We start from the raw sequence: 23,029 nt of genomic DNA, 5'->3' as shown, positions 1-23,029 counted from the left end.
CCGATTTTCCCGAAAGCAGCTTGCACACAGGCTTTGCGCACCAGCCGCCCCGCCGCAAACCCGGCCGCCGCCGCGTGTTGCAAACACCACATCCGCAGACGGAAGGCTACCTGAAAAGGCAAACGGCAGGCCGTGCGGATGGCGCTTGTTTGGGCCAAGCCGTTTTCAGGTAGCCTTTCTGCCCGTTTGTTTGCGCCAAGTCTATAGAGAAGGCGGGGCGGTTTTGTTACAATAGCCGGCGGATTTTTCAGCCGTTCTTGCGGCATCCAGCAAACAATCATCCGGCGGGCAGCCGCCGTTTTCGTGCACTTTAAACATAAAGGGACATCATGTCTGATAAATTGATTCTGGTATTAAACTGCGGCAGCTCTTCAGTGAAGGGCGCCGTATTGGACAGCACCAACGGCGAAGTATTGCTCAGCTGCCTGGCCGAAAAGCTCAACCTGGCCGACGCGCGCATCATCTTTAAAGCAAACGGCGACAAACACACCGTGAACCTGGCCGACAAGCCCAACCACACTGGCGCCGTGGAAGCCCTGATGGCCGAGCTGGAAGCGCGCAAGCTCGACAAACGCATCGGTGCAGTCGGCCACCGCGTGGTGCACGGCGGCGAACGCTTCAAGGAATCCTGCCTGGTGGACGACGAAGTGATCCAAGGCATCGAAGACTGCATCATGCTCGCCCCGCTGCACAACCCCGCCCACCTGCTCGGCATCCGCGCCGCCCGCAGCATCTTCAACCACGTGCCGCACGCCGTGGTGTTCGACACCGCCTTCCACCAATCCATGCCCGAGCACGCCTACACCTACGCCGTGCCGCGCGAGCTCTACCGCAAATACGGCCTGCGCCGCTACGGCGCCCACGGCACCAGCTACCGCTTCGTGGCCGCCGAAGCCGCCCGCCTGCTCGGCCGCAGCGAAGAAGGCCTGCGCCTCGTGATCGCCCACTTGGGCAACGGCGCCTCCATCGCCGCCTCCAACAGCGGCAAATGCTGCGACACCAGCATGGGCCTCACTCCGCTCGAAGGCCTGGTGATGGGCACCCGCAGCGGCGACATCGACGCCAACGTGTTCCCCTTCCTGCACAACAACGCCGGCCTCAACATCGAGCAAATCACCGACCTGCTGCACAAGCAGAGCGGCCTGCTCGGCATTTCCGAGCTTTCCAACGACTGCCGCGAAATCGAAGAAGCCGCCGGTAAAGGCCACGAAGGCGCCAAGCTCGCGCTGGAAGTGTTTGCCTACCGCCTGGCCAAATACGTTGCCTCCATGAGCGTGGCCGCCGGCGGCCTGGACGCGCTGGTGTTCACCGGCGGCATCGGTGAAAACTCCGCCACTGTCCGCAGTAAAACCATCGGCTACCTCGGCTTCCTCGGCCTCACTGTGGATGAAGAAGCCAACCTCGCCGCCCGCTTCGGCGAAAGCGGCATCATCAGCAAGCAGGGCAGCACCCCGCTGGCCATGGTGATCCCCACCAACGAAGAGCTGATGATCGCGCAAGACACCGCGCATCTGGCCGGGATTGGGTAATACCTTGGTTTAATCAGCAGCCAACTTAAAGAGGCTACCTGAAAACGAGCGAAGTGAGTTTCGCCAAAACGCAGCACGCAATGTTTCAACTGCGTTGAAGCGCACGTTTTCAGGTAGCCTTTCTGTTTACCGGATCACATTGCGCCAATCCTGCTCGAAATAGTGCACCAAAATCTGCGTGTTCAAATAGTTCGGCTGCACATCGCGGCGCGCCATGTCGGGCGGGAAGCGGAACATTTCGGCGGCGGTGTCGGCATTGAGGAAACGGGTGGGCACACTAAATTGCGCGGGCACGGGGAAATCCGGCTCGGCAGCGGCCAGCACGAAGCCCCATTCGCCGAAAGACGGCACATACACATGATACGGCGCAGTGGCGAGCCCGGCGGCCTCCAGCGTGGCTACCACCGACCAATAAGCATGCGGCGCAAAATAAGGCGAGGTGGATTGCACCACGATTTTGCCGCCCGGCGCCAAATGCCGCGCCACCAGCCGATACATCGGCACGGAATAAAGCTTGCCCAGCGAGAAATTGGAAGGGTCGGGCAGGTCGATGATGATTATGTTAAACTTTTCCTGCGCCTGCTCCAGCCATTTGGCCGCGTCGTCGTTCACCACGCGCACTTTGGGGTTGGTGAGAGAGCCGGCATTCAGGCGGCTCAGCTCGGTGGAAGATTGGAAGGTGCCGGTCATCTGCGGGTCGAGGTCCACCAGCGTGATGCCTTGCACCTGCGGGTATTTCAGCACTTCGCGCGCCGCCAGCCCGTCGCCGCCGCCCAGAATCAGCACGTTTTTGGCCTCTTCGCCGGCCATCTGCATGGCGGGCAGCACCAGGGCTTCGTGGTAGCGGGCTTCGTCGCGCGAGGAGAATTGCAGGTTGCCGTTGATATAGAGGCGGATGTCGTCGTGCCATTTGGTCACCACCAGGCGCTGGTAGGGCGAATGGCTTTCAAACACCACCGGGTCGCCGAAGTAGCTTTGCTCGGCCAGGAAGGTGATGCGGTTGGCGGCGGCAAAGGCGGTCAGCAGGCCGAATAAAACGATGGCGCCGCGCGTTTGGATGGCGCGGTAGCGCGGCAGTTGGCTTTTGAAGGCGCGGGCGGTGAGCACGGCCACGGCGGCGTTGAGCAGGCCGAAAAGCAGAGCCGAGCGCGCCATGCCCAGCCGTGGCGCCAGCACCAGCGGAAACAGCAGCGACACGGCCAGCGCGCCCAAGTAATCGAAGGTGAGCACCTTGGCCACCAAGTCTTTAAACTCCGCCTGCCGCTGGTTGAGCACGCGCATCACCAGCGGAATCTCCATGCCCACCACAATCCCCACCGTCAGCACCAGCGCATACAAGAGCGTGCGGAAGGGCGCGGCGGAAAAGCCGAACACCACAAACAGCACCAGGGCCGACACGCCGCCAATGATGCCCACCAGCAATTCGATTTCGATAAAGCGCGAAAGCGCGTCTTCGTCGCGGATGTATTTGGTGAGGTGCGCGCCGATGCCCATGGCGAAGAGGTAGAGGCCGATGATGGAGGAGAACTGCAAAATACTGTCGCCCAAGAGGTAGCTGGCCAGCGCGGCGATGATGAGCTCGTAGGCCAAGCCGCAGCTGGCCACGATGAATACGGAGATAATAAGAATACGGTCGGGTTTCATTTTTCAGGTAGCCTTTTCAGGTAGCCTGCGGATTATAGCAGCCGGCCGATGCAGTGGATTTCTTACAAAACTTGGCATACATCAAGTTTTGGTGTGTGCGGCACGGATGGTGTGGGTTTTGTGCTGGATTGGGCAGGAAGTTGAGTAGGAATGGCGTATGTTGTGTGGCATAATCAGCCTCATATAGCGTGCCGCCCTGCCCCGGGGCAAATCCCTTGGCGCGGCAAGCATTTTCCCCTCCATCCACACCGCAAAGGCAAGCCATGAGCATTTCCATAGGACAATATCTGCTGTATCTGCAATACCTGCTGATCGGGCTGGTGATGACGGCGCTGTTTGCCGCCGTGTATCTGCGCATCACCCCGGCCGACGAACTCAAGCTGATCAAGCGCGGCAACCTAGCCTGCGCCCTCTCTTTCGGCGGCGCGCTCATCGGCTTCTGCCTGCCGCTGGCTTCCAGCATCGCGCACAGCGTGAGCATGATGGATTTCGTGTTGTGGGGCTTGGCCGCGGCGGTGATTCAGATTGCCGTGTATTTCGCCGCCACCCGCCTCGTGCCCGATTCCGCCGCCGAGCTGGCAGGCAATAATGTGGCCGTGGGCACGCTCTGCGCCGTGATTTCCATTGCCGTGGGCCTGCTGAACGCGGCCTGCCTGTCTTAACGCATACAGGCTACCTGAAAAAGTTGTTAGATCGTTTTCAGGTAGCCCTTTCCATTCCAAGTATTCAAACAAACGAAAGGAATCCCCATGCTGGGCAATTTCATCAAGAAGCAGTTTATCGACGTTATCGAATGGCCGAATCCCGCAGAAGGGCTGCTGATGTGGCGCTTCCCCGTGGCCGATCAGGAAATCCAAAACGGCGCCAGCCTCACCGTGCGCGAGGCGCAGGCTGCCCTGTTTGTGGACGAAGGCAAAGCCGCCGACGTGTTCCAGCCCGGCCGCTACACGCTCACCACGCAAACCCTGCCCATCCTCACCAACCTGAAAAACTGGGATAAACTCTTCCAATCCCCATTCAAATCCGACGTTTATTTCTTCAACACCCGCCAGCAGCTCGCCCGCCGCTGGGGCACTTCCCAGCCCGTTACCGTGCGCGATGCCGATTTCGGCGTGATCCAGCTGCGCTCCTTTGGCATGTATGCCTACCGCATCAGCGACCCCGCCGCCTTCTTCCGCGAAGTGAGCGGCGTGGGCGCCTCTTATAGCGGCGAGCAGCTCGAACAGCAGCTGCGCAACCTGGCCATGACCCAGCTGGCCGCCGCCTTCGGCACATCCGGCATCCCCTTCCTCGATATGGCCGCCAACCAAGTGCTGCTGTCGCAGAAAATGAACGAGCTGCTGCTGCCCGAATTTGCCAAGCTCGGCCTCGCGCTGGAGAACTTCACTGTGGAAAGCGTGAGCCTGCCCGAAAACGTGCAAAAAGCGCTCGACAGCAAAATGTCGATGGGCATCATCGGCGACATGGGCAAATTCACCCAATACCAAACCGCCACCGCCATCCCGCTGGCCGCGCAAAACGAAGGCGGCATCGCCGGCATCGGCGCAGGCCTCGGCGTGGGCGCCGGCATCGGGCAGGCCATGGCCGGCGCCATGAGCGGCATGATGCAGCAGCCGCAGCCCGTGCAAACCGCGCCCGCCCAGCCGGCACAGCCCGCCGCCGCCCCGGCCGCGCCCGCCGCCGAAGACCCGCAGGCCAAGCTCGCCAAACTCAAAACCTTGCTCGACGGCGGCCTGATTTCCGCCGAAGACTACGAAAAAGCCAAAGCCGAAGTGTTGAAGCAGCTAATCGGCTAAAGCGCGGGGCTACCTGAAAGCGTAAGCTTCACCGAAGTTAAAACGATGTTGCGCAGTTTTCAGGTAGCCTCAAACGCGGCAAATAGAGGCTACCTGAAAACTTCTCAGGCTGAGTTTCTGCAAAGCCAAAACCGATTAACCAACCAACAACCGAAAGATAGCCCATGCCCATCCGCCCCGCCCAAACCGCCGACGCCGAGCGCATTGGCGAACTGCTCTACCAAGTGCACGCCGTGCACGCCCAAGCCCGCCCCGACCTCTACCGTGCCGGCGCACGCAAATATTCCGATGAAGAAGTGCGCGCCCTGATTGCCGATGAAAACCAGCCCGTGTTCGTGTATCAGGATGAAAGCGGCAAAGTGCAGGGTTATGCCGTGTGCCAATTTCAGGTAGCCTGCGGCGATGTTTCGCTGGTAGACCGCAAAGTGTTGTACTTAGACGATTTGTGCGTAGACGCTTCGCAGCGCGGCAAAAAAATCGGCGAGCAGCTGTATCACTATCTGCTCGAATTCGCCCGCGCCCAAGGCTGCCACAGCCTCACATTAAACGTGATGCACGGCAACGACGGCGCCGAACGCTTCTATCGCCGCCTGGGCATGACCCCGCTGAAAACCCTGTTGGAACAGCAGCTTTAAAGGCTACCTGAAAAAAGAACACCCAACCCGCCCGCCCCATAGGAAACCAACCATGAGCGAACCCTTCTTCCAAACCGACTGCCCCAGCTGCGGCGCGCCCGTACACGCGCATTCGGCCACAGCGGTCACGCTGGTATGCGGCTTCTGCCACAGCCTTCTGGTGCGGCAAGGCGCGGGCATTATCGACAGCGGCCGCGATTCCGCCCTGCTGGAAGACTTCAGCCCGCTGCAAATCGGCACCGCCGGCACCTTTGCCGCGCAGCCGTTTTCCATCATCGGCCGCCTGCAGGCCAAATACGAAGCCGGCTTGTGGAACGAATGGTATGTGCAGTTTGCCGACGGCAGCAACGGCTGGCTCTCCGAAGCCGGCGACCAATACGTGTTCACCCTACCCGCCGCCGAGCCGCTGCCGGACACGCCCGAATTCGACAACTTAGTGCCCGGCCACAGCAACTTTGTGTACCAAGGCAAACGCTTCTGGGCCGCCGACGTGCGCGACATCGTGCTGGAGCAGGCCGCCGCCGAGGGCGAACTGCCCTTTGAGCTGCCGCCGCAGATGAAAAACCGGGTGGCCGACTGGCGCTGCGAGCAAGCCTTCCTCACGCTAGATTACGCCGAGTCGCCGCCCGAAGCCTTTATCGGGCGGGGCGTAAACCTGGCCGACTTGCAGCTCTCCAACACGCGCAGCAGCGCCGAGGTGGCCGGCAGCGCGGGCAAACTCAAAGGCACGCGCCAAGCCGAAAGCTGCCCCAACTGCGGCTCGCCCGTGCAATGGATTACCGGGCTCACCCCCTCCATCCTCTGCCCCAGCTGCGGCAGCAGCCTGGATGCTGCAGAAGGCAAGCTGGAGCTGCTGGAAGCCAACAACCGTCGTGCCGCGCAGGCCGATGCCTTCACGCTGAAGCTGGGCGCGGAAGCCACCATCAACAACCGCACCTACACCCTCATCGGCGCGGTGCGCAAAGACGAATTGGAGCCCGGCGACGCGTTTAACCTGCTGTTTGGCAAAAATCCTTCCGGCATCACACCCGAGGGCAGCTGGACGGAATACCTGCTCTTCGAGCCGCAGGCCGGGTTTATGTGGCTGGTGGAAAGCGATGGCGAATGGAGCGTGTCGGAAACGCTCAATGTGTGGCCGCGCTTGCAGGGAGAGCTTTTCCAGCCGCAGGGCCTGCCCAAGCTCTACGACTACGGCGGGCGCGTGGTGCTTGCCGCCGGCGCGTTTTACTGGCACATCCGCCAAGGCGACGTGGATTTTTATTCCGACTACCGCCAAAACGGCAACGGCAAGCTCTGCGCCGAGCGCAACCGCCACGAGGCCGCTTGGAGCCAGAGCACGCCGGTGAGCTACCGGCAGGTGCGCGAATGGTTTGGTCTCAGCGGCAGCGATGTGCCGCAATACAGCGCCGATATGCGCGCCGACGGCCCGTCGAAAGGGCTGATGCTGCTGTTGGTTGCGGTGTTTGTCATCATCAACCTGCCGGCCTGGTTCAGCATGCTGTCTTCCGATGAAGACATCTCCTTGGCCGGCACGGTGTCGGTTATGGTGTTGTATTTCTTAGCGAAACGCGGCGACGTGTTCAGCGGCGGCGGCGATGATGACGATGACGATGACGAGTGAAACAAAATGTCGAGAAATACTTATCTGATTTGCAGCATCCTAGCCATTCTGGTTAGCACTTCTGTCAACTACGGCTCTGTGGGCAGCAGCAACAGCGGCAGCCGTTCCTACCACGGCTCGCGCGTGGGCGGCGGCAGCTCGTCTTCGGGATGGCACAAATGAGCCACAGCCCCGGCTGCCACGGCCTGCTGGATTTATACGGCTGCCCGTCCGCGCTGTTGCGCGATGAAGGCTACCTGAAAAACGCCCTGCGCCAAGCCGCCGAACGCATCGGCGCCACCGTGCTCGACAGCCGTTTCCACACCTTCGGCGGCGAAGGCGGCGTGACCGGCGTGCTGCTCTTGGCCGAATCGCATATGAGCATTCACACCTGGCCGGAGCACGGCTTTGCCGCGCTGGATATCTTCCTCTGCGGCAGCCTGATGCCGGAATCCGCCAAAAACACGCTGGAGCAGGCCTTGCAGGCCGAACGCGGCGTGTGGCAGGTGCACCAGCGTGGCGGCGAAGCAGGCTTGCCGTTGCGTTGATTTGAAGGATTTTAAGGATAGCGGGCAATAAAAGGCTACCTGAAAACCGATATGAGGTTTTCAGGTAGCCTTTTGCGTGCCGGAATGTTTCCTAACAGGCTGGCCGGATGGCGGCGATAGCGAATCAAATTGGCTTTCGATACGAGGCAGCGAGCCGCAGACAGTACAGGAGTACGGCAAGGCGAGCTAACGCGGTAGCGAAAGTTAAGTTGATTCGCTCTACAGCTTCAACACCCATTTGCGGTAGGCGAATTCGCCGCCCATCAGGATGCCCATCAGGATGTAGGCGATGATGCCGGTGTAGAGCGCCCACCAGCGGTGTTGGCCGAGCAGGGCGAGGAGGGCGGCGGTGCCGCCGTTGAGGGCGAAGAAGGCGCACCAGATTTGGGTAACGCGGCGGGTGTAGGCCACGCCTTCGGGCGGCAGGTCGGGGTGTTGCAGGCGGGCGAGGCGTTCGACGGCGCTTTGCTTTTGCGTGAGGCTGAGGCCGAAGAGGAAGAGCAGCAGGCCGTTTACCCACACGGGATACCAATACATGCTGTCAGACCGTCTGAAAAGCAGGGTGGCGGCAAAGAAGGCGGCAATCAGCAGGGAGAGGCGTTTTTGCGCGGGGTCGCGCTGCATGGCGGCGCGGGCGAGCCAAAGCAGCAGCATCAGCCCGGCCAGAGGGTAAAACCAGCCCTGCCCGCGCCCGTAGTACCACAGCAGGGGGTAGAGCAGGCTGAGGAGGCCGAGCAGGATTTTGGCAGCGGTTTTCACGCTTCGGGTTTGGCGTCTTGGTAGAGCTTGGATACGGCGGCCACCACGTCGTCGATGGTGCGGACGTTGCGGAAATCGTCGGCTTGGAGCTTGTAGCCGGTTTGGCGTTTGATTTGGTCGAGCAGGTCGATGGCGTCGATGCTGTCGATTTCAAGGTCTTCGTAGAGGTTGGTGCTGCCGGTTACGTTGCTGGTGTCGATTTCAAACATGTTTTCCAGAATATCGAACAGGAAGGCGCGGATTTCGGTTTCGGTCATGGGGTTTCCTTAACAGGGGATGATTTGTCGGGCATGAATGCCCGAGCTGCGGTTTTAGCTTCGCAGAAACTCAGCCTTGCTTCGCAAGACATCATTTTCAGGTAGCCTTTAACGGATTGCCAACGCGGTAGGAAGCCGGAAGTGCTTTGCCTAGCCGCGTTGCTTTTGCACGAAGGCGGCCAGTGTGGACACATTGGCGAAGCTGTCGCGCAGTTCTTGGCTTTCGCCGTCGAGCTGGAAGCCGAAGTGTTTTTGCACAGCCAGGCCGAGCTCCAGCGCGTCCACGGAATCAAGTCCGAGGCCGCTGTCGCCGAACAGGGCTTCTTCGTCGCCGATGTCGACGGGCGTGAGGTCTTCCAGGCCGAGGCTGTCGATAATCAGTTGTTTGATTTCTTGTTTCAGTTCATTCATTTTCTTGGCTTCTTTCATTGAAATAGTGTTGCAGGTGGTCGTTGAGGCGGCGGGCGGCGATGGGCAGGGGGTGCTTGCTGAGCCAATCTTGCGGGTTGATGTCGTCGCCCACGATAAAGCGGTAGGCCGGCTTTTGCAGCGGGATGATGTACCACGGCTGGCCTTTTTTGAAGTTCGGCGGGCGCATTTGAATCACCACGGGCGTGATGACCTGCGCGCTGCGCAAGCCGATCGACACCGCGCCGCGATGAAATTTCACCACGCCGTCCCAGCCGGTGCGCGTGCCTTCTGGGAACACCAGCAGGCATTGCCGCTGCAAAACTTCGTGCACGGCTTCGACAAAATCCAAATCTTCCTGATTGGGCAGATAACCGCAGGCGCGGATTTGCCCGGCCATGGCCGGATTGCGCTGCAAATCGGCCTTCACGATGCAGTTGGCTTCGGGCACGCGGCCGAGCAGGAACACCACATCAAGCAGCGAAGGATGGTTGGCCAAAATCAGCTGGCCGGGGCGGCCGAGCCGCTCGAAGCCTTCAAATTCCGCGCTCAAAATGCCCGAACGCATCAGATAATAGCTGAACCACAGCCAAGTGCGCGTAACCACGCGGCGCGCCTGCTTTTGCCGCGCCAAGTCGGACGACGGATTCAGCAGCCACGGCAGCAAAACGATTTGCAGCAGCACGCCGAACACGCCGAAAAACACGAAGCCCAGCCCGGTGGCCAACAGCCGCCACAGGCGGTTCAGCCGCGCGCTTAGGGGATAAGCTGCCGCCATTGCCAAGCCTCGTCTGCATATTGGTTTACCCACTCGCGGCTACCTGAAAACCGCTGCCGCAGCCATTCGAGCGCGCCCCAGTAGCCGATGTCTGCCGCGTTTTCGCCATCGTGCGCGGCGGGGGAAAGTTCCCACTCTCCGCCGGGTGCGAGCAGCAGGGCGAGCGCGTGGGCGAAGGGCGCGCGTTCGGCGGGCGCGGCGGGATATTGCGCCTGCAAAGGTTCGTCCACCACCACCGCCAGCACGCGCTCCGCGCCGTCGGCCAGCAGGCCTGCGGCTTCGAGCACGGCGGTTTCCAAGCCGCTTTGCCGCACGGAAAGCGCGGTGTTTTCGCTCATGTCGCCGCGCAGCATTGACCACTGCCCGGCCAGCGCGTTGTGCACGGAAAGGCCGAAGGAGGTGGGCGAAACTTCGTTGTCGCGCAACAGCGTAGTCCACAAGCCGAAGCTGCGGTTGATTTCGCCGTCGTGCGAGGCGAGCACCAGCGGGCAGGTTTCGCCTTCCGCCAGCAAGGGATGCGCCGCTGCAAACAGCAGCCGCGCGGAGAGGCCGAGCCTGCGCCGCTGCATGGCGGGCAGGAAATCCACCTTCGGCGGCGTGTCGGGCAGCTCGGCGGCGTTCAGACGGCCTGAAGCCCATGCCGACCATTCTTCACCGGTGTGCAGGCGGGTGGAGGCGGCGTGCCAGCCTTGGATGGAAAAGCGGAGATGGAAATCGGCGCTCATGCGGTTTCAGGTAGCCTGTTGCTTATATAAATTAAATTGGCGGGATTATAGCAAGGAAGCGCGGGGCGGGCATTAGGGAAAACGCGCGGCTTTGTTCTAAAATGAGCGCGCTTTTATGGCATCTTTGATTTTCAGGTAGCCGCTCATGCGGAGGAAAGGCTACCTGAAAAATACATTGCTGTTTTCAGGTAGCCCCACACAGGACAGCCCATGAGCCGCTTTACCCGCCAAATCCTTACCGATGCCGATACGCTCGTCATCTGCGTGGATGTGTCGAACCTCAAACACCGCCACAGCCTGATGCGGTGCATGCAGGAAGCCTTCGAGCTGCCCGCCTATTTCAACGGCGGCGGCGATTCGCTCAACGACTGCCTGCGTGATTTGGGCTGGCTGCCGCAGCGCCGCATCCATATCGCCTTCACCGGCCTTGCCGATCTTCGGCAGCGCGATGCCCGGCTGTTTGCCAGCCTGATGGAAAGCCTGGAATTGTGCCGTGATTACTGGCAGGGCAAGCCGCAGGCGGATAAAATCGTGCGGATTAGTTTCGGCAGCATCTAGCCCACCCATTTTTTGCTTCGCAGAAACTTCGTTTTCTGCAGAAACTCCGTTTTCAGGTAGCCTTTATGACTTTCACCCTTCCCATCCTGCTCGCCTCCTGCTTTGCCGCCGCCTTCTTCGGCATCCTGCTGATGTGGCTGTGGCTGCGCGCCCGCCGGCAGGCCGAGCAACACGGCTGGCAGCAAGAAACCGACCGGCTGCAACACAGCCTCGCCCTCCAGCAGCAAATGCAGCAGCAGGGCGCGCAGCAACTCAGCCAAACCGCCCAAGCCCTCGCCGAAGCCCGCAGCCAGCTTGCCGCCACCCAACAGGCCGCGCAGGGCTACCAAGCCCGCCACGCCGCCGCCGAGCAATCCGTGCAACACCTCCAGCGCGAACGCAACGAGCTCGCCGAGCGGCAGCAGCAGCTGCAAAGCCGGCTCGCTGCCGAGCAGGAAGAAAGCGAAAGCCGGCAAAGCCGCGCCGTGGCTGCCGAACAATCCGTGCAACACCTCCAGCGCGAACGCGGCGAGCTTGCCGAGCAACAGCAGCAGCTGCAAAGCCAGCTCGACAGCGCCCGCCAAGAGCTCGCCGCCAGCCGCCTGCAACACCAGCGCGTGCAAACCCAAATCGAACAGCAGCAGCAAGCCCACGCCGAGCAGATCGCGCTTTTAAACGATGCCCGCCAAAACCTGAGCGAACAATTCCAAAACCTCGCCAACCGCATCCTCGAAGAAAAAAGTCAGCGCTTTTCCGAGCAAAACCGCAAAGAGCTCGACCAGCTGCTCCACCCGCTCAACGAAAAGCTGCAAGGCTTCAGCCAGCTCGTGCAAAACACCTACGAAAAAGAAGCCAAAGAGCGGCTCACCCTCGAAAACGAGCTCAAACGCCTCCAGCAGCTCAACGCCCGCCTGCACGACGACGCCCAAGCACTCACCCAAGCCCTCACCGGCAGCCGCAACAAAAGCCAAGGCAACTGGGGCGAAATGATTCTGGAAAAAGTGCTCGAAAGCTCCGGCCTCACCAAAGGCCGCGAATACGAAGTGCAGAGCGGCGGTCGCCACATCGAAGAAGACGGCAGCAGCCGCTACCTCCAGCCCGACGTGATCGTGAAGCTGCCCGACCGCAAACACATCATCATCGATTCCAAAGTTTCCCTCACCGCCTACGTGCGCTACACCCAGGCCGACAGCCCCGAGCAGGCCGCAGCCGAGCTTGCCGCCCACCTCGCCTCCGTGCACCAGCACATCAAAGAGCTTGCTGCCAAGCCCTACGGCGAGATAGAAGGCATCGAATCGCCCGATTTCGTGTTGATGTTCGTGCCCGTGGAGCCCGCCTATCTCTTGGCCTTGCAGCAAGATCCCGAATTGTTCCAAACCAGCTTCGAGAAACGTATCGTGCTCGTCGGCCCCAGCACGCTCCTGGCCACCCTGCGCACCGTGGCCAACATCTGGCGTTATGAAAACCAAAACCGCAACGCCCTGCAAATTGCCGAAGAAGGCGGCAAGCTCTACGACAAATTCACCGGCTTCGTGGACACCCTGGAAAAAGTGGGCAAAAACCTCCAGCAGGCGCAAGACAGCTACCAAACTGCCTACAAACAGCTCTACAGCGGGCGCGGCAACCTGATCGGCCGCGTGGAAAAACTGCGCCAGATGGGCGTGAAGGCCGGCAAACGGTTAGACGAAAAATTGGTGGAGCAAGCCGGCGCCGAAGCCCTGCCCGAGCCGCAGGAAGAAACGGCAGGCGGAACCGCCGAAGAATAAACGCCGCGCAGCAGCCAAAGGCTACCTGAAAACGACGTTTTGCGAAGCAAAGTGGAGTTTCTGCGAAGCTAAAGCGTAGCTTCAACGCAGTTAAAACGATGTTTTGCGAAGCAAAGCGGAGTTTCTGCGAAGCAAAATATTCCCGCCCCGCAGCAGCAGGGATTTTCAGGTAGCCTCTATCTCCCTGCTCGGGCTACCTGAAAATGTAAAAGGAGAGAAACATGAAAATAAGTAGGGATATGGAAACCGGCATATCGCTGCTGTTGCTGTTTCTGGGCTTTTTCGGCTATTTGGGCTTTCTCATTTATTGGATAGTCGAGCTGAAAAAGCTGCATCTGCCGCTCAACGGCCTGATGGCGTTTAATTCGCGTGCCGGCATCGTCGCGGTGAGCATTGGCCTGCTGATCACAAAATGCCTCGCGCGTTTTTATTTCCAAAAAAGACCCGACATCCAAGACGCCTACACTTTCGACAGCAAACCGGTGTGGTGCTTGGATAAGGTTGTGAAAGTATGTACAGGCATCGCTTTGGCCTCTATGCTGTGGGTGATTCCCTTTATGGGTTTGATCAAACAATAAATCCCGATATTTTCAGGTAGCCTGCATAGAGCGAAGCAGGCTACCTGAAAAATATCCCCAAGCAAAACGCGCTTGCTCCCATGCAAACCCAAGGCGCGTAAAAACGGCAAACGGATTGAATCCGCTTGCCGTTTGTTTTCGCTTTGCTGAAGCTCAGCTCCGGCGGTGTCAAAACATCGCTTTAGCTTCGCAGAAACTCCACTTTGCTTCGCAAAACGTCGTTTTCAGGTAGCCTTTAGGCGGCCAGCTTGGCAGCCACGTCGCGCAGGGCGGTGCGCAGGCCTTCTTCGATCACGGGGTGGTAGAAGGGCATATCCAGCATCTGAGGGATGGTCATCTGCTGCTGGTGTGCCCAGGCGAGCAGGTGGGCGATGTGCTCCAGCGCGGGGCCCACGCCTTCGGCGCCGAGGAAGCGGCCGGTGGCGCGGTCGGCATACACGCGCAGGCTGCCTTGGTTCACCAGCATCACGCGGCTGCGGCCCTGATTGCGGAAGGATACTTGGCCGGTGAGCAGGTTGTCGCCGTATTCTTTCTCCAGCTGGCTGAAGCGGGCGCCCACGCTGATGATTTGCGGATTGGAAAACACCACGCCGATCAGGCTGCGGCGCAGGCCGGGGCGAACGTCGGGATAGCGGCCGGCATTTTCGCCGGCGATTTTGCCCTGGTCGGCGGCTTCGTGCAGCAGGGGGATTTGGTTGGAGGCGTCGCCGGCGATGAAGATGTGCGGGATGCTGGTTTGCATGGTGCGCGGGTTGGCCACGGGCACGCCGCGTGCGTCTTTTTCGATATTGAGGTTTTCCAGCCCGATGTTGTTCACATTGGGGCGGCGGCCGATGGCGGCGAGCAGGTAATCGGCGGTGAATACGCCGCTTTCGCCGTCTTGCATCCAAGCCACTTCCACCTGGCCTTGATCATTCAGGCGGGTTTCGGTGTGGGCGTTGAGGTGCAGCGGGATTTCCTGGCCGAAGATTTCCCGGGCGTCTTCCAGCACCACGGGGTCGGAAATGCCGCCGATGAGGCCGCCCAGGCCGAACATTTCCACGCGTACGCCGAGGCGGGCAAGCGCCTGGCCGAGCTCCAAACCGATCACGCCGGAGCCGAACACGGCCACGCTTTCGGGCAGGGTGTCCCAAGCGAACACGTCGTCGTTGATGATGAGCTTGTCGCCCAAGGCCTGCCATTGCGGCAGCACGACGGGACGCGAGCCGGTGGCAATCACGATGCGGCCGGCGCGGATTTGGGTGTGGTCGTCGATTTGCACGGTGTGCTCGTTGATGAATTTGGCTTCGCCCATGATACGGCGCTCGGCGGGCCAGGCTTCCACGTCTTCCATCACGAAGCCGACGAAGCGGTCTCGCTCGGATTTCACGCGAGCCATCACTTCTTCGCCATTTACGGTGATGCTGGATTGGTCCAGATGCACGCCGAAGGGGGCGGTGTGCAGGGCGTGGTGGCGGGCTTCGGCGGCGGCAATCAGGAGCTTGGAGGGCATGCAGCCGACGCGGGCGCAGGTGGTGCCGAAAACGTGGCTTTCGATGAGGTATACATTTTCTGTGTAGAGGCTGGCGTTGCGGAAGGCGCCCATGCCGGCGGTGCCGCCGCCAATCACGACGACGTCTGCGGTGAGGTGTTTCATGTCTGCTTTCCTTGTGGGGTAAGTGGCGGAAGACCTTTCAGGTAGCCTGTATGGCGGGTATGGTTGCTCCAAATTAAGATGATACGGCGTTGGTTTGCCTTGTTTCGTTCTTAATTCGGCACACCTATCCTGATAAAGAGGCTACCTGAAAATCCGGATGCAGGCTACCTGAAAGGCCTTTGGGAAAAGAGCCGCCCTCCTCGGGCGGCTCGCTGTGCTATCGGTTTAGTTTGGCAACTGGATAGCGGGAACTTAGGCGTGTTTGGCCAAGTAGGCGTCGAGATCTTCGCTGCCGCCGATGTATTTGCCGCCGATGAACACTTGCGGGGCGGTTACTTTGCCGGTGATGGCGCGCACGGATACGATGCTGGCGTCTTTGCCCAACACGATTTCTTCAAAGGCCAGGCCTTTTTCTTTCAATGCGGCTTTGGCTTTGGCGCAGTATTGGCAGCCGGGCTTGGTGAAGATGGCGATGGATTCTTGCGGTTTCCAGTTCGGAGCCACGAATTTCAGCATGGTGTCGGCGTCGGACACTTCAAAAGGGTCGCCTTCTTTAATCGGCTCAACGAAGGCTTCCACGATTTTGCCGTCGTCCACCAGCATGGAGTAGCGCCAAGAGCGCGGGCCGAAGCCGATGGCTTCTTCGTTTACCACCATGCCCATGCCGCGGGTGAATTCGGCATTGCCGTCGGGGATCATGGTGATGTTGTGGGATTCTTCGTCGGCAGCCCAGGCATTCATCACGAAGGTGTCGTTTACGGATACGCACAGGATGTCGTCGATGCCGTTTTCTTTGAAAGCGTCGGCCAGCTCGTTGTAGCGCGGCAGGTGGCTGGAAGAGCAGGTGGGGGTGAAGGCGCCGGGCAGGGCGAACACCACTACTTTTTTGCCTTTAAACAGCTCGTCGGTGGTTACGTCTTTCCAAGAATCGGCCACACGGGTGTGGAAGGTTACGTTCGGTACTTGCTGGCCGACCAGTTGGTCGCGGGTTTTGATGTTGATAGAAGACATATCGGACTCCTTAAAAGTGGGTAATGCGTGATGGGGAAATAAATATTTCTCGTTGGAATGCTAGCTATATCAGCAGCCGGCATTGTAGCCGCCGGCCGGCGATTTGCATAATTTATAGTTCAAATGGCGCGAATTGATTTGCGCTATACATTTGTTTGGCAAATATAAATCCGCAGCAGCGCTTCTTTCAGCGGGCAAACAACGCTATCTTTAATCAGGGCGCTCGGTGCGGATTTCAATAGCGGCGGTAAAAAATACTGCGGTTCGCCGCCGAGCGCTTTCCGGCGGCAGGGCTGGATATTTTTCAGGTAGCCTTTTTCGGCCGGCCATAAGGCGGGAAAAGGCTACCTGAAAAATTTTAATCACACATTATCAAACCATTACAAGCAAAATCACCCGCTCTCTTGAAAAAAAAACGGCCAATCCCATTTACAGGGCAAGTTAAAGCGCCCCCAAAGGTGCCGTCTAAATCAGAAGCCTTTGCCCATCCGCAGATTCCGCAAAGGTCCAATCTACTAAATTAAGGAGCTATCCATTATGGCAAAAGTTATCGGTATCGACTTGGGTACCACCAATTCCTGCCTGGCCATTTCCGAAAACGGCCAGACCAAAGTAATCGAAAACGCCGAAGGCGCGCGCACCACCCCTTCCGTGATCGCCTATCTCGACGGCGGCGAAATCCTCGTGGGCGCCCCGGCCAAACGCCAGGCGGTGACCAACGCCAAAAACACCATCTACGCCGTGAAACGCCTCATCGGCCACAAGTTTGAAGACAAAGAAGTGCAGAAAGACATCGACCTGATGCCCTTCCAAATCGTCAAAGCCAAAAACGGCGACGCCTGGGTGGAAGCACAGGGCAAAGAATTGTCTCCGCCGCAGATTTCCGCCGAAGTGCTGCGCAAAATGAAACAGGCCGCCGAAGCCTATTTGGGTGAAACCGTGACCGAAGCCGTCATCACCGTGCCCGCCTATTTCAACGACAGCCAGCGCCAGGCCACCAAAGACGCCGGCCGCATCGCCGGCTTGGACGTGAAACGCATCATCAACGAGCCCACCGCAGCCGCATTGGCCTTCGGTATGGACAAAGGCGCCAAAGGCGACCGCAAAATCGCCGTGTATGACCTCGGCGGCGGCACTTTCGATATTTCCATCATCGAAATCGCCGATTTGGACGGCGAAAAACAGTTTGAAGTACTTTCCACCAACGGCGACACCTTCCTCGGCGGCGAAGACTTCGACCAACGCCTGATCGACTACATCATTTCCGAGTTCAAAAAAGACCAAGGCATTGACCTGAAAACCGACGTGATGGCGCTGCAACGCCTGAAAGAAGCCGCCGAAAAAGCCAAAATCGAGCTTTCCAGCAGCCAGCAGACCGAAGTAAACCTGCCCTACATCACCATGGACGCCACCGGCCCGAAACACTTGGCCATGAAGATTACCCGCGCCAAATTCGAAAGCCTGGTGGAAGACCTGATCGAGCGCTCCATCGCTCCCTGCCGCACCGCCATCAAAGATGCCAGCCTGAGCGTGAATGACATCGACGACGTGATTTTGGTGGGCGGCCAGAGCCGCATGCCCAAAGTGCAGGAAACCGTGAAAGACTTCTTCGGCAAAGAGCCGCGCAAAGACGTGAACCCCGACGAAGCCGTGGCCTTGGGCGCAGCCATCCAGGGCGAAGTCCTGGGCGGCGGCCGCAGCGACGTGTTGCTGCTCGACGTTACCCCGCTCTCCCTCGGCATCGAAACCATGGGCGGTGTGATGACCAAGCTCATCAACAAAAACACCACCATCCCCACCAAGGCTTCGCAAGTGTTCTCCACCGCCGAAGACAACCAGAGCGCCGTAACCATCCACGTGTTGCAGGGCGAGCGCGAACGCGCCTCCGCCAACAAATCGCTCGGCCAATTCAACCTCACCGACATCGCCCCCGCCCCGCGCGGCATGCCGCAAATTGAGGTGGCCTTCGACATCGACGCCAACGGCATCCTGCACGTGTCCGCCAAAGATAAGGGCACCGGCAAAGCCGCCAACATCACCATCCAAGGCTCTTCCGGCCTGAGCGAGGAAGAAATCGAACGCATGGTGAAAGACGCCGAAGCCAATGCCGAAGAAGACAAAAAACTGCACGAGCTGGTGCAGAGCCGCAACCAGGCCGAAGCCCTGATCCACTCCGTGAAGAAATCCCTGGCCGACTACGGCGACAAACTGGATGCAGCTGAGAAAGAAAAAATCGAAGCCGCCATCAAAGAAGCCGAAGAAGCCGTGAAAGGCGACGACAAAGCCGCCATCGACGCCAAAGCCGAAGAGCTGGGCAAAGCCAGCCAGAAACTGGGTGAAATGCTGTATGCCGATGCCCAGAAACAGGCCCAGGCCGACCAGCCCGGCCAATCCGCCGAGAGCGCCGGCCAAGGCAAAAAAGGCAACGACGACGTAGTGGATGCCGAGTTTGAAGAAGTGAAAAACGACAAATAATCGCCCGATTGTTTGCCGCTTGAACTCAAAAGGCTACCTGAAAACCGTTTGTAGGTTTTCAGGTAGCCTTTCTTTTGCCTAGGGCAGGCGCGGAGCAGTGGAGGGAAGCCTCCGACCTTCGTTTACTCTGATCGGCACGCTATGTTTTGAGTCGCCATGGCCGTGGTTAAATAGTTCCACCCAAGCTGATTAAAGGCTACCTGAAAATTTAGCTTCGCATAAACCCAGTCTTGCTTTGCAAAACATCGTTTTAACTTCGTTGAAGCTGACGCTTTCAGGTAGCCTTTTATGCAGGCGGTTTACAAGGTGATGCCGTTGTCCACCACCAGCACCTGCCCGGTGGTGCCGTCGGATTCGTCGGAAGCGAAGAACAAAATCGCCTGTGCCTGCTGGATGGCGGGGGTGTGCGGCAAGCCCATGTTCATGTGTTTGGCGCATTGCTCGGCGAATGGGTCGAAGGTGGCGAGTTTTTCCGGCGTGTTGAGCGGGGTGGGGGTGGGGCCGGGGCAGACGGCGTTGCAGCGTATGCCTTGGCCGGCAAACTGGATGGCGATGTTTTTGGTCATGCCCAGCAGCGCGCTTTTGGCGGCGGAATAGGAAATGCCGGCCGAGCCGAACACGCCGCCGATGGAAGATACGTTCACAATCGAGCCTTTTTTCATGTGCTCCAGCGCTGCTTTGGTAAGGTAGAACACGGAGGTTTGGTCGGTGAGGATGACTTCGTCCCACCATTCGGTGCTGCATTTGGTGATCGGCATGTGTTTGTCAGCGATGCCGGCGTTGTTTACCAGGATATCGATGCGGCCGAAGGCATTAACGGTTTCTTCCACCAGGCGGCGGCAGTCGGCTTCCAAGGTGAGGTCGGCCGGGATAACGGCGCAGCGGCCGCCGGCGGCACGGATTTCGGCTTCTACCTGCGCCAGCCTTTCTTGGCTGCGGGCGGTCAGGATAACGGTGGCGCCTTCACGGGCGAACAGCTTGGCGGTTTCTGCGCCGATGCCTGAGCTTGAGCCGGTAACGATGGCGATTTTGTCTTTTAATCTCATGATATTTCCTTTATCTGTAAGCAGGTTGTGGCAAAAACTACTGTTCTTTCACCGGAGTGAGGTCGGTTAACGCGGGTGCCGGTTTGCATGATCAGGTCGGCAATTTCCCAAGCGCGTTTGTAGGCAGCTTCGGTGTCGGTGCAGATTTCGTTGATCATGCCCAGTTTCAGGGCTTTGCGGGCGGTGATGATTTCACCGGTCAGCTCGGCGTAGGCAAAGCGTTTGCGGCCCATCAGCTCGCGCCAGGCGATTTGCACGCCGTCGCCGGGCACCATGTTGGTGCGGAAGTGCATTTCGGTGGTCCAGGCGTCTTCGGTGGCCAGGGTGATGTCGCTGAAGAGAACCAGGTCGGAGTGGAAGGTGGCGCCGGTCCATACACCGATGGTGGGCACTTCTACGTCGAAAATCTGGCCTTCGATGTCGTTGGTGCCGTCGTAGTATTGGTATTCATACATGCGCCAGGCCACGTCGGGAGAGGAGGCGAATTCGATGGCGGGCTGCCATTCGCCTTTTTCGTTGGTGCGGCCGATGCCTTTGAAGGTGTCGGGGCCGATGCCGCCCAAGATGATGATTTCGTTGTCGGGGTCGCGGCCGGCCCAGTTGAAAAAGTAATGCAGGCCTTGGTGCAGCTCGGCGCTCCATTGCACGGGGCCGCCGTTGGTGTGCATGCGGGCTTCCAGAATGCCGCGTTCGCGTTTCATCTGGATGCAGCCTTTGAGGATTTCGGAGTATTCCTCAAACGGCATATGCGGGATGGTTTTCATCTCTTTGTGGGACAGCTCTTTGCGTTTGCCGGAATCGTTTTCGTAGTTGCCTTTGATAGCCATGATGTTGCTCCTAAACGGGGGTTGGGAAAGAAATGGGTTTCAGTTGGGCAACGTGCCGGGGCGGCGTTGCGCTGAAAGTGGCGGCAGATTAACGCCCGCTGTTTGCGGCGGGAAATTCTATTTCGGGTTTTTGTTATGCTGTATTCGAATAGTCTTTGTTAAACAATAATTTGAGCTTTAATTAGGAAGTGAATGCCTGCCGATGCGGGCAAAATAAGAGGCTACCTGAAACCAGTTTTCAGGTAGCCTTTTGCTGCGTTGGGTAACGCGTTATGCTGGCTCGGGCGCAGGGTTTGCCCATGCTGCGGAAGCCGGCCGGATTGGGTTTTGGCTTGGTGCGCGTTTTGGTTTTTCAGGTAGCCTGCCCGCCGCTCTTCTTGATGCCGCCAATGGTTTGGCACTTATCTAAAAAATACATAAGCAGGCGCATAAATAGCATTTCAGTTTATTTGGCCGCTGGTGTCTAATGCTTCGCAGCATCGTTGCGGAGCCATCTGCAATCTCCCCTTAAATATTCCGTTGAAGAGGTACAGACCATGAGCGACAAAGTTATTCTCACCGTAGCCACCACCGGCGCCGTTACCCCCAAAGAGCTGAATCCCCACGTGCCGATCACGCCGAAAGAAATCGCCGAAGACGCCTACAAATGCTGGAAGGCCGGCGCTTCCGTGGTGCACCTGCACATGCGCGATGACCAAGGCCTGGGCACGATGGACAAACACAAATTCAAAGAAACCATCGACCGCATCCGCGACACCTGCGACATCGTCATCAACGTGACCACCGCCGGCGACCACCGCGCCAGCTACGAGCAGCGCATGGAACACCTGGCTTATGTGCAGCCCGAAATCGCCTCCTTCGACGCCGGCTCGTTCAACTGGCTGCCCGGCGGCGTGTTTGAAAACAGCCCCGAATTCCTTTCCAAGCTCGGCCAAACCATGCAGGAGCTGGGCATCAAAACCGAAATCGAGATTTTCGACAGCGGCATGATCCACGCCTGCGTGAAATACTTTAACGCCAAAGGCTTCCTCGCCTCCCCGATGCACTTCCAGCTGGTGCTGGGCGTGTTGGGCGCCGCTTCCGCGCGGGTGGAAGACCTGGTGTACCTGCGCAACCTGCTGCCCAAAGACGCCACCTGGGGCGCCTTCGGCATCGGCCGCGACCACCTGCCCATCATGCTGACCACCCTGGCCATGGGCGGCCACGTGCGCGTGGGCCTGGAAGACAACGTCTACTACTCCAAAGGCGTGCTCGCCACCAACCTTTCCCTCACCGAACGCGCCATCCGCATCATCCACGAAGCCGACAAAGCCGTGGCCACGCCGGATGAAGCCCGCGCCATTTTGGGCTTGAAAAAACGCGGATAACGAATTTTCAGGTAGCCCCGCAGGCTACCTGAAAATAAAGAGGAGCAAAACACATGAACACCCGTTTCAAACTTTCCCTGTTGGCCGCCCTGCTGCTGCCATTTGGCATTGCGCACGCCCAAGAAGGCGTGAGCCCCATGCAGCCCGGCGCCACCACCGGCTCGCACACCGGTGCCCTGCCCCCGCCCGGCCTGTATTTCGGCTACGACGTAGACTACGAATGGGGCAAACTGCGCAACGGCAGCGGCGACAAAGCCGGCATCGACCTCGAAGCCGGCAACACCAGCATGGTGGCCTCGCTGGTGTGGTCCACCCCGTATAAAGTGCTCGGTGCACGCTACGCCATGGGCATCGCCCAGCCCTACAAAATCGCTGAAGTCACCATCAACGGCCAAACCGACCGCAGCAACGGCGCCATGAGCACCGTGCTGATGCCCGCCATGCTGTCGTGGGATTTGGGCGACGGCTTCCACCTGGGCGCCGGCACCGCCGTGGTGCTGCGCAACGGCAAACACAGCTACGCCTACAACGCTGCCGAAGGCCGCGACACCACCACCACCGACAACCTCGCCAACCGCTTTTACACCATCCAGCCCAATGTTGCCCTCACCTATTTCAAAGACGACTGGGCGTTCACCATGAACAACACGGTGGACTTCAACATGTCCAACAAGCGCACCCAATACCGCTCCGGCAACACCTATTACCTAGACTTAACCGCCACCCGCAAAATCGGCAGGTGGACAGTGGGCGCGCTGGGCAACTGGACCAAGCAGTTCCGCGACGACAAGGTAAACGGCGTGACCGTGCCCGAAGCCGTTGGCCCCAACGGCCAGATTTCCGCCGCCGGCAAGCGCGCCGAACACATCATGTTCGGTCCGATGGTGGCCTATGATTTCGGCAAATTCTCGGTAAACAGCCGCTTCCTCACCTCGGTGCGCTCCCGCAACGAACCGCGCATGAGCTTCCTGCACTTCGGCGTATCCGTACCGCTGCAATAAGCCGGAAGGCTACCTGAAAAACACCAGCTGCCGCGCAGCAGGGTTGCGGCAAAACACATTTAACTTCGTTGAAGCCAGCGCTTTCAGGTAGCCCCAAGGCCGCATT

At 59.2% G+C, this 23,029-nt stretch carries 23 protein-coding genes; 13 read left to right on the top strand and 10 right to left on the bottom strand.

The annotated features are described in order from the left end of the window. The first annotated feature begins 329 nt into the window (after positions 1-329). A complete protein-coding gene (locus A7P95_RS00325; protein WP_067589457.1) occupies positions 330-1,529 on the top strand; it encodes an acetate kinase in 1,200 nt (399 codons plus the stop codon). Between the two features lie 126 nt (positions 1,530-1,655). Here the strand turns inward: A7P95_RS00325 and A7P95_RS00320 are convergent, their stop codons facing one another. After that, positions 1,656-3,173, bottom strand: coding sequence for a polyamine aminopropyltransferase (locus tag A7P95_RS00320; RefSeq protein WP_067589455.1), 1,518 nt, complete (start codon positions 3,171-3,173; stop codon positions 1,656-1,658). Positions 3,174-3,436: 263 nt separating this feature from the next. On the opposite strand from A7P95_RS00320, the gene A7P95_RS00315 reads away from it, so the two are divergent. The 6 genes from A7P95_RS00315 to speD all read left to right on the top strand — a co-directional run bounded on the left by A7P95_RS00315 (position 3,437) and on the right by speD (position 7,752). Then, positions 3,437-3,835 carry a DUF350 domain-containing protein gene (locus tag A7P95_RS00315; RefSeq protein ID WP_067589453.1) on the top strand — a complete coding sequence of 133 codons (399 nt, stop codon included), beginning with the start codon at positions 3,437-3,439 and terminating at the stop codon, positions 3,833-3,835. A gap of 90 nt (positions 3,836-3,925) precedes the next feature. Further along, on the top strand, positions 3,926-4,969 hold the full coding sequence (locus A7P95_RS00310; RefSeq protein WP_067589591.1) for an SPFH domain-containing protein: 1,044 nt from the start codon (positions 3,926-3,928) through the stop codon (positions 4,967-4,969). Positions 4,970-5,133: 164 nt separating this feature from the next. Next, positions 5,134-5,604 carry a GNAT family N-acetyltransferase gene (locus A7P95_RS00305; RefSeq protein WP_067589451.1) on the top strand — a complete coding sequence of 157 codons (471 nt, stop codon included), beginning with the start codon at positions 5,134-5,136 and terminating at the stop codon, positions 5,602-5,604. Positions 5,605-5,656: 52 nt separating this feature from the next. Beyond that, the gene (locus A7P95_RS00300; RefSeq protein ID WP_067589449.1) at positions 5,657-7,225 is read left to right on the top strand and encodes a DUF4178 domain-containing protein; all 1,569 of its coding nucleotides are present in this window, start codon (positions 5,657-5,659) and stop codon (positions 7,223-7,225) included. A 6-nt stretch (positions 7,226-7,231) separates the two neighbouring features. Continuing rightward, positions 7,232-7,387, top strand: a complete 156-nt coding sequence (locus A7P95_RS11380; RefSeq protein WP_156503437.1) for a hypothetical protein — start codon at positions 7,232-7,234, stop codon at positions 7,385-7,387. After that, the gene (gene speD / locus A7P95_RS00295) at positions 7,384-7,752 is read left to right on the top strand and encodes an adenosylmethionine decarboxylase (protein ID WP_067589588.1); all 369 of its coding nucleotides are present in this window, start codon (positions 7,384-7,386) and stop codon (positions 7,750-7,752) included. Before A7P95_RS11380 ends, speD begins: the two co-directional genes overlap by 4 nt. A 219-nt stretch (positions 7,753-7,971) precedes the next feature. On the opposite strand, the gene A7P95_RS00290 is transcribed toward speD, so the two are convergent. The 5 genes from A7P95_RS00290 to A7P95_RS00270 form a co-directional block, all read right to left on the bottom strand. Continuing rightward, positions 7,972-8,511: a COG4648 family protein gene (locus tag A7P95_RS00290; RefSeq protein ID WP_067589446.1), complete on the bottom strand. Its 540-nt coding sequence runs from the start codon at positions 8,509-8,511 to the stop codon at positions 7,972-7,974. Beyond that, the gene (locus A7P95_RS00285; protein ID WP_003824582.1) at positions 8,508-8,768 is read right to left on the bottom strand and encodes an acyl carrier protein; all 261 of its coding nucleotides are present in this window, start codon (positions 8,766-8,768) and stop codon (positions 8,508-8,510) included. Before A7P95_RS00285 ends, A7P95_RS00290 begins: the two co-directional genes overlap by 4 nt. A 150-nt stretch (positions 8,769-8,918) precedes the next feature. Next, entirely contained in the window at positions 8,919-9,179 is a 261-nt protein-coding gene (locus tag A7P95_RS00280) for a phosphopantetheine-binding protein (RefSeq protein ID WP_067589444.1), read from the bottom strand. Next, complete coding sequence (locus tag A7P95_RS00275) at positions 9,172-9,954, bottom strand: lysophospholipid acyltransferase family protein (protein ID WP_067589443.1); 783 nt, start codon at positions 9,952-9,954, stop codon at positions 9,172-9,174. Before A7P95_RS00275 ends, A7P95_RS00280 begins: the two co-directional genes overlap by 8 nt. Beyond that, positions 9,933-10,679, bottom strand: a complete 747-nt coding sequence (locus tag A7P95_RS00270) for a beta-ketoacyl synthase chain length factor (RefSeq protein WP_067589440.1) — start codon at positions 10,677-10,679, stop codon at positions 9,933-9,935. The genes A7P95_RS00275 and A7P95_RS00270 overlap by 22 nt, the downstream gene beginning before the upstream one ends. A gap of 210 nt (positions 10,680-10,889) precedes the next feature. Between A7P95_RS00270 and A7P95_RS00265 the strand changes: the two genes are divergently transcribed. The 3 genes from A7P95_RS00265 (at position 10,890) to A7P95_RS00255 (ending at position 13,560) form a co-directional block, all read left to right on the top strand. After that, positions 10,890-11,237, top strand: coding sequence for a barstar family protein (locus tag A7P95_RS00265; RefSeq protein ID WP_067589438.1), 348 nt, complete (start codon positions 10,890-10,892; stop codon positions 11,235-11,237). 65 nt (positions 11,238-11,302) lie between these two features. Next, positions 11,303-12,982: a DNA recombination protein RmuC gene (locus A7P95_RS00260; RefSeq protein WP_067589436.1), complete on the top strand. Its 1,680-nt coding sequence runs from the start codon at positions 11,303-11,305 to the stop codon at positions 12,980-12,982. 221 nt (positions 12,983-13,203) lie between these two features. After that, complete coding sequence (locus tag A7P95_RS00255) at positions 13,204-13,560, top strand: hypothetical protein (protein WP_156503436.1); 357 nt, start codon at positions 13,204-13,206, stop codon at positions 13,558-13,560. Positions 13,561-13,795: 235 nt separating this feature from the next. Here the strand turns inward: A7P95_RS00255 and A7P95_RS00250 are convergent, their stop codons facing one another. Together A7P95_RS00250 and A7P95_RS00245 are read right to left on the bottom strand one after the other, a co-directional pair. Then, positions 13,796-15,196: a dihydrolipoyl dehydrogenase gene (locus A7P95_RS00250; protein ID WP_067589429.1), complete on the bottom strand. Its 1,401-nt coding sequence runs from the start codon at positions 15,194-15,196 to the stop codon at positions 13,796-13,798. A 252-nt stretch (positions 15,197-15,448) separates the two neighbouring features. Next, positions 15,449-16,207: a glutathione peroxidase gene (locus A7P95_RS00245; protein ID WP_067589422.1), complete on the bottom strand. Its 759-nt coding sequence runs from the start codon at positions 16,205-16,207 to the stop codon at positions 15,449-15,451. Between the two features lie 537 nt (positions 16,208-16,744). Between A7P95_RS00245 and dnaK the strand changes: the two genes are divergently transcribed. After that, a complete protein-coding gene (gene dnaK / locus A7P95_RS00240) occupies positions 16,745-18,682 on the top strand; it encodes a molecular chaperone DnaK (protein ID WP_067589419.1) in 1,938 nt (645 codons plus the stop codon). A 299-nt stretch (positions 18,683-18,981) separates the two neighbouring features. Here dnaK and A7P95_RS00235 read toward each other — a convergent pair whose 3' ends face one another. Both A7P95_RS00235 and A7P95_RS00230 read right to left on the bottom strand, forming a co-directional pair. Beyond that, on the bottom strand, positions 18,982-19,728 hold the full coding sequence (locus A7P95_RS00235) for an SDR family NAD(P)-dependent oxidoreductase (RefSeq protein ID WP_067589416.1): 747 nt from the start codon (positions 19,726-19,728) through the stop codon (positions 18,982-18,984). Continuing rightward, complete coding sequence (locus A7P95_RS00230; protein WP_156503435.1) at positions 19,725-20,555, bottom strand: enoyl-CoA hydratase/isomerase family protein; 831 nt, start codon at positions 20,553-20,555, stop codon at positions 19,725-19,727. The genes A7P95_RS00235 and A7P95_RS00230 overlap by 4 nt, the downstream gene beginning before the upstream one ends. 536 nt (positions 20,556-21,091) lie before the next feature. Between A7P95_RS00230 and A7P95_RS00225 the strand changes: the two genes are divergently transcribed. Both A7P95_RS00225 and A7P95_RS00220 read left to right on the top strand, forming a co-directional pair. Continuing rightward, complete coding sequence (locus tag A7P95_RS00225; protein ID WP_067589412.1) at positions 21,092-21,922, top strand: beta-keto acid cleavage family enzyme; 831 nt, start codon at positions 21,092-21,094, stop codon at positions 21,920-21,922. 53 nt (positions 21,923-21,975) lie between these two features. After that, entirely contained in the window at positions 21,976-22,923 is a 948-nt protein-coding gene (locus A7P95_RS00220) for a SphA family protein (protein ID WP_067589409.1), read from the top strand. Positions 22,924-23,029: the final 106 nt, after the last annotated feature.

It is taken from the genome of Eikenella longinqua, assembly GCF_001648355.1.
Taxonomy (GTDB): domain Bacteria; phylum Pseudomonadota; class Gammaproteobacteria; order Burkholderiales; family Neisseriaceae; genus Eikenella; species Eikenella longinqua.
This window is presented reverse-complemented; position numbering and strand designations above follow the sequence as displayed.

Excerpts from the sequence above, each read along its gene's own strand:
- A7P95_RS00280 (WP_067589444.1), bottom strand. The coding sequence starts at position 9,179 with ATGAATGAACTGAAACAAGAAATCAAACAACTGATTATCGACAGCCTC.
- A7P95_RS00230 (WP_156503435.1), bottom strand. The coding sequence starts at position 20,555 with ATGGCTATCAAAGGCAACTACGAAAACGATTCCGGCAAACGCAAAGAG.
- dnaK (WP_067589419.1), top strand. The coding sequence starts at position 16,745 with ATGGCAAAAGTTATCGGTATCGACTTGGGTACCACCAATTCCTGCCTG.
- A7P95_RS00270 (WP_067589440.1), bottom strand. The coding sequence starts at position 10,679 with ATGAGCGCCGATTTCCATCTCCGCTTTTCCATCCAAGGCTGGCACGCC.
- A7P95_RS00260 (WP_067589436.1), top strand. The coding sequence starts at position 11,303 with ATGACTTTCACCCTTCCCATCCTGCTCGCCTCCTGCTTTGCCGCCGCC.
- A7P95_RS00250 (WP_067589429.1), bottom strand. The coding sequence starts at position 15,196 with ATGAAACACCTCACCGCAGACGTCGTCGTGATTGGCGGCGGCACCGCC.
- A7P95_RS00255 (WP_156503436.1), top strand. The coding sequence starts at position 13,204 with ATGAAAATAAGTAGGGATATGGAAACCGGCATATCGCTGCTGTTGCTG.
- A7P95_RS00265 (WP_067589438.1), top strand. The coding sequence starts at position 10,890 with ATGAGCCGCTTTACCCGCCAAATCCTTACCGATGCCGATACGCTCGTC.
- A7P95_RS11380 (WP_156503437.1), top strand. The coding sequence starts at position 7,232 with ATGTCGAGAAATACTTATCTGATTTGCAGCATCCTAGCCATTCTGGTT.
- A7P95_RS00300 (WP_067589449.1), top strand. The coding sequence starts at position 5,657 with ATGAGCGAACCCTTCTTCCAAACCGACTGCCCCAGCTGCGGCGCGCCC.
- A7P95_RS00275 (WP_067589443.1), bottom strand. The coding sequence starts at position 9,954 with ATGGCGGCAGCTTATCCCCTAAGCGCGCGGCTGAACCGCCTGTGGCGG.
- A7P95_RS00235 (WP_067589416.1), bottom strand. The coding sequence starts at position 19,728 with ATGAGATTAAAAGACAAAATCGCCATCGTTACCGGCTCAAGCTCAGGC.
- A7P95_RS00220 (WP_067589409.1), top strand. The coding sequence starts at position 21,976 with ATGAACACCCGTTTCAAACTTTCCCTGTTGGCCGCCCTGCTGCTGCCA.
- A7P95_RS00320 (WP_067589455.1), bottom strand. The coding sequence starts at position 3,173 with ATGAAACCCGACCGTATTCTTATTATCTCCGTATTCATCGTGGCCAGC.
- A7P95_RS00325 (WP_067589457.1), top strand. The coding sequence starts at position 330 with ATGTCTGATAAATTGATTCTGGTATTAAACTGCGGCAGCTCTTCAGTG.
- A7P95_RS00225 (WP_067589412.1), top strand. The coding sequence starts at position 21,092 with ATGAGCGACAAAGTTATTCTCACCGTAGCCACCACCGGCGCCGTTACC.
- A7P95_RS00285 (WP_003824582.1), bottom strand. The coding sequence starts at position 8,768 with ATGACCGAAACCGAAATCCGCGCCTTCCTGTTCGATATTCTGGAAAAC.
- speD (WP_067589588.1), top strand. The coding sequence starts at position 7,384 with ATGAGCCACAGCCCCGGCTGCCACGGCCTGCTGGATTTATACGGCTGC.
- A7P95_RS00315 (WP_067589453.1), top strand. The coding sequence starts at position 3,437 with ATGAGCATTTCCATAGGACAATATCTGCTGTATCTGCAATACCTGCTG.
- A7P95_RS00305 (WP_067589451.1), top strand. The coding sequence starts at position 5,134 with ATGCCCATCCGCCCCGCCCAAACCGCCGACGCCGAGCGCATTGGCGAA.
- A7P95_RS00245 (WP_067589422.1), bottom strand. The coding sequence starts at position 16,207 with ATGTCTTCTATCAACATCAAAACCCGCGACCAACTGGTCGGCCAGCAA.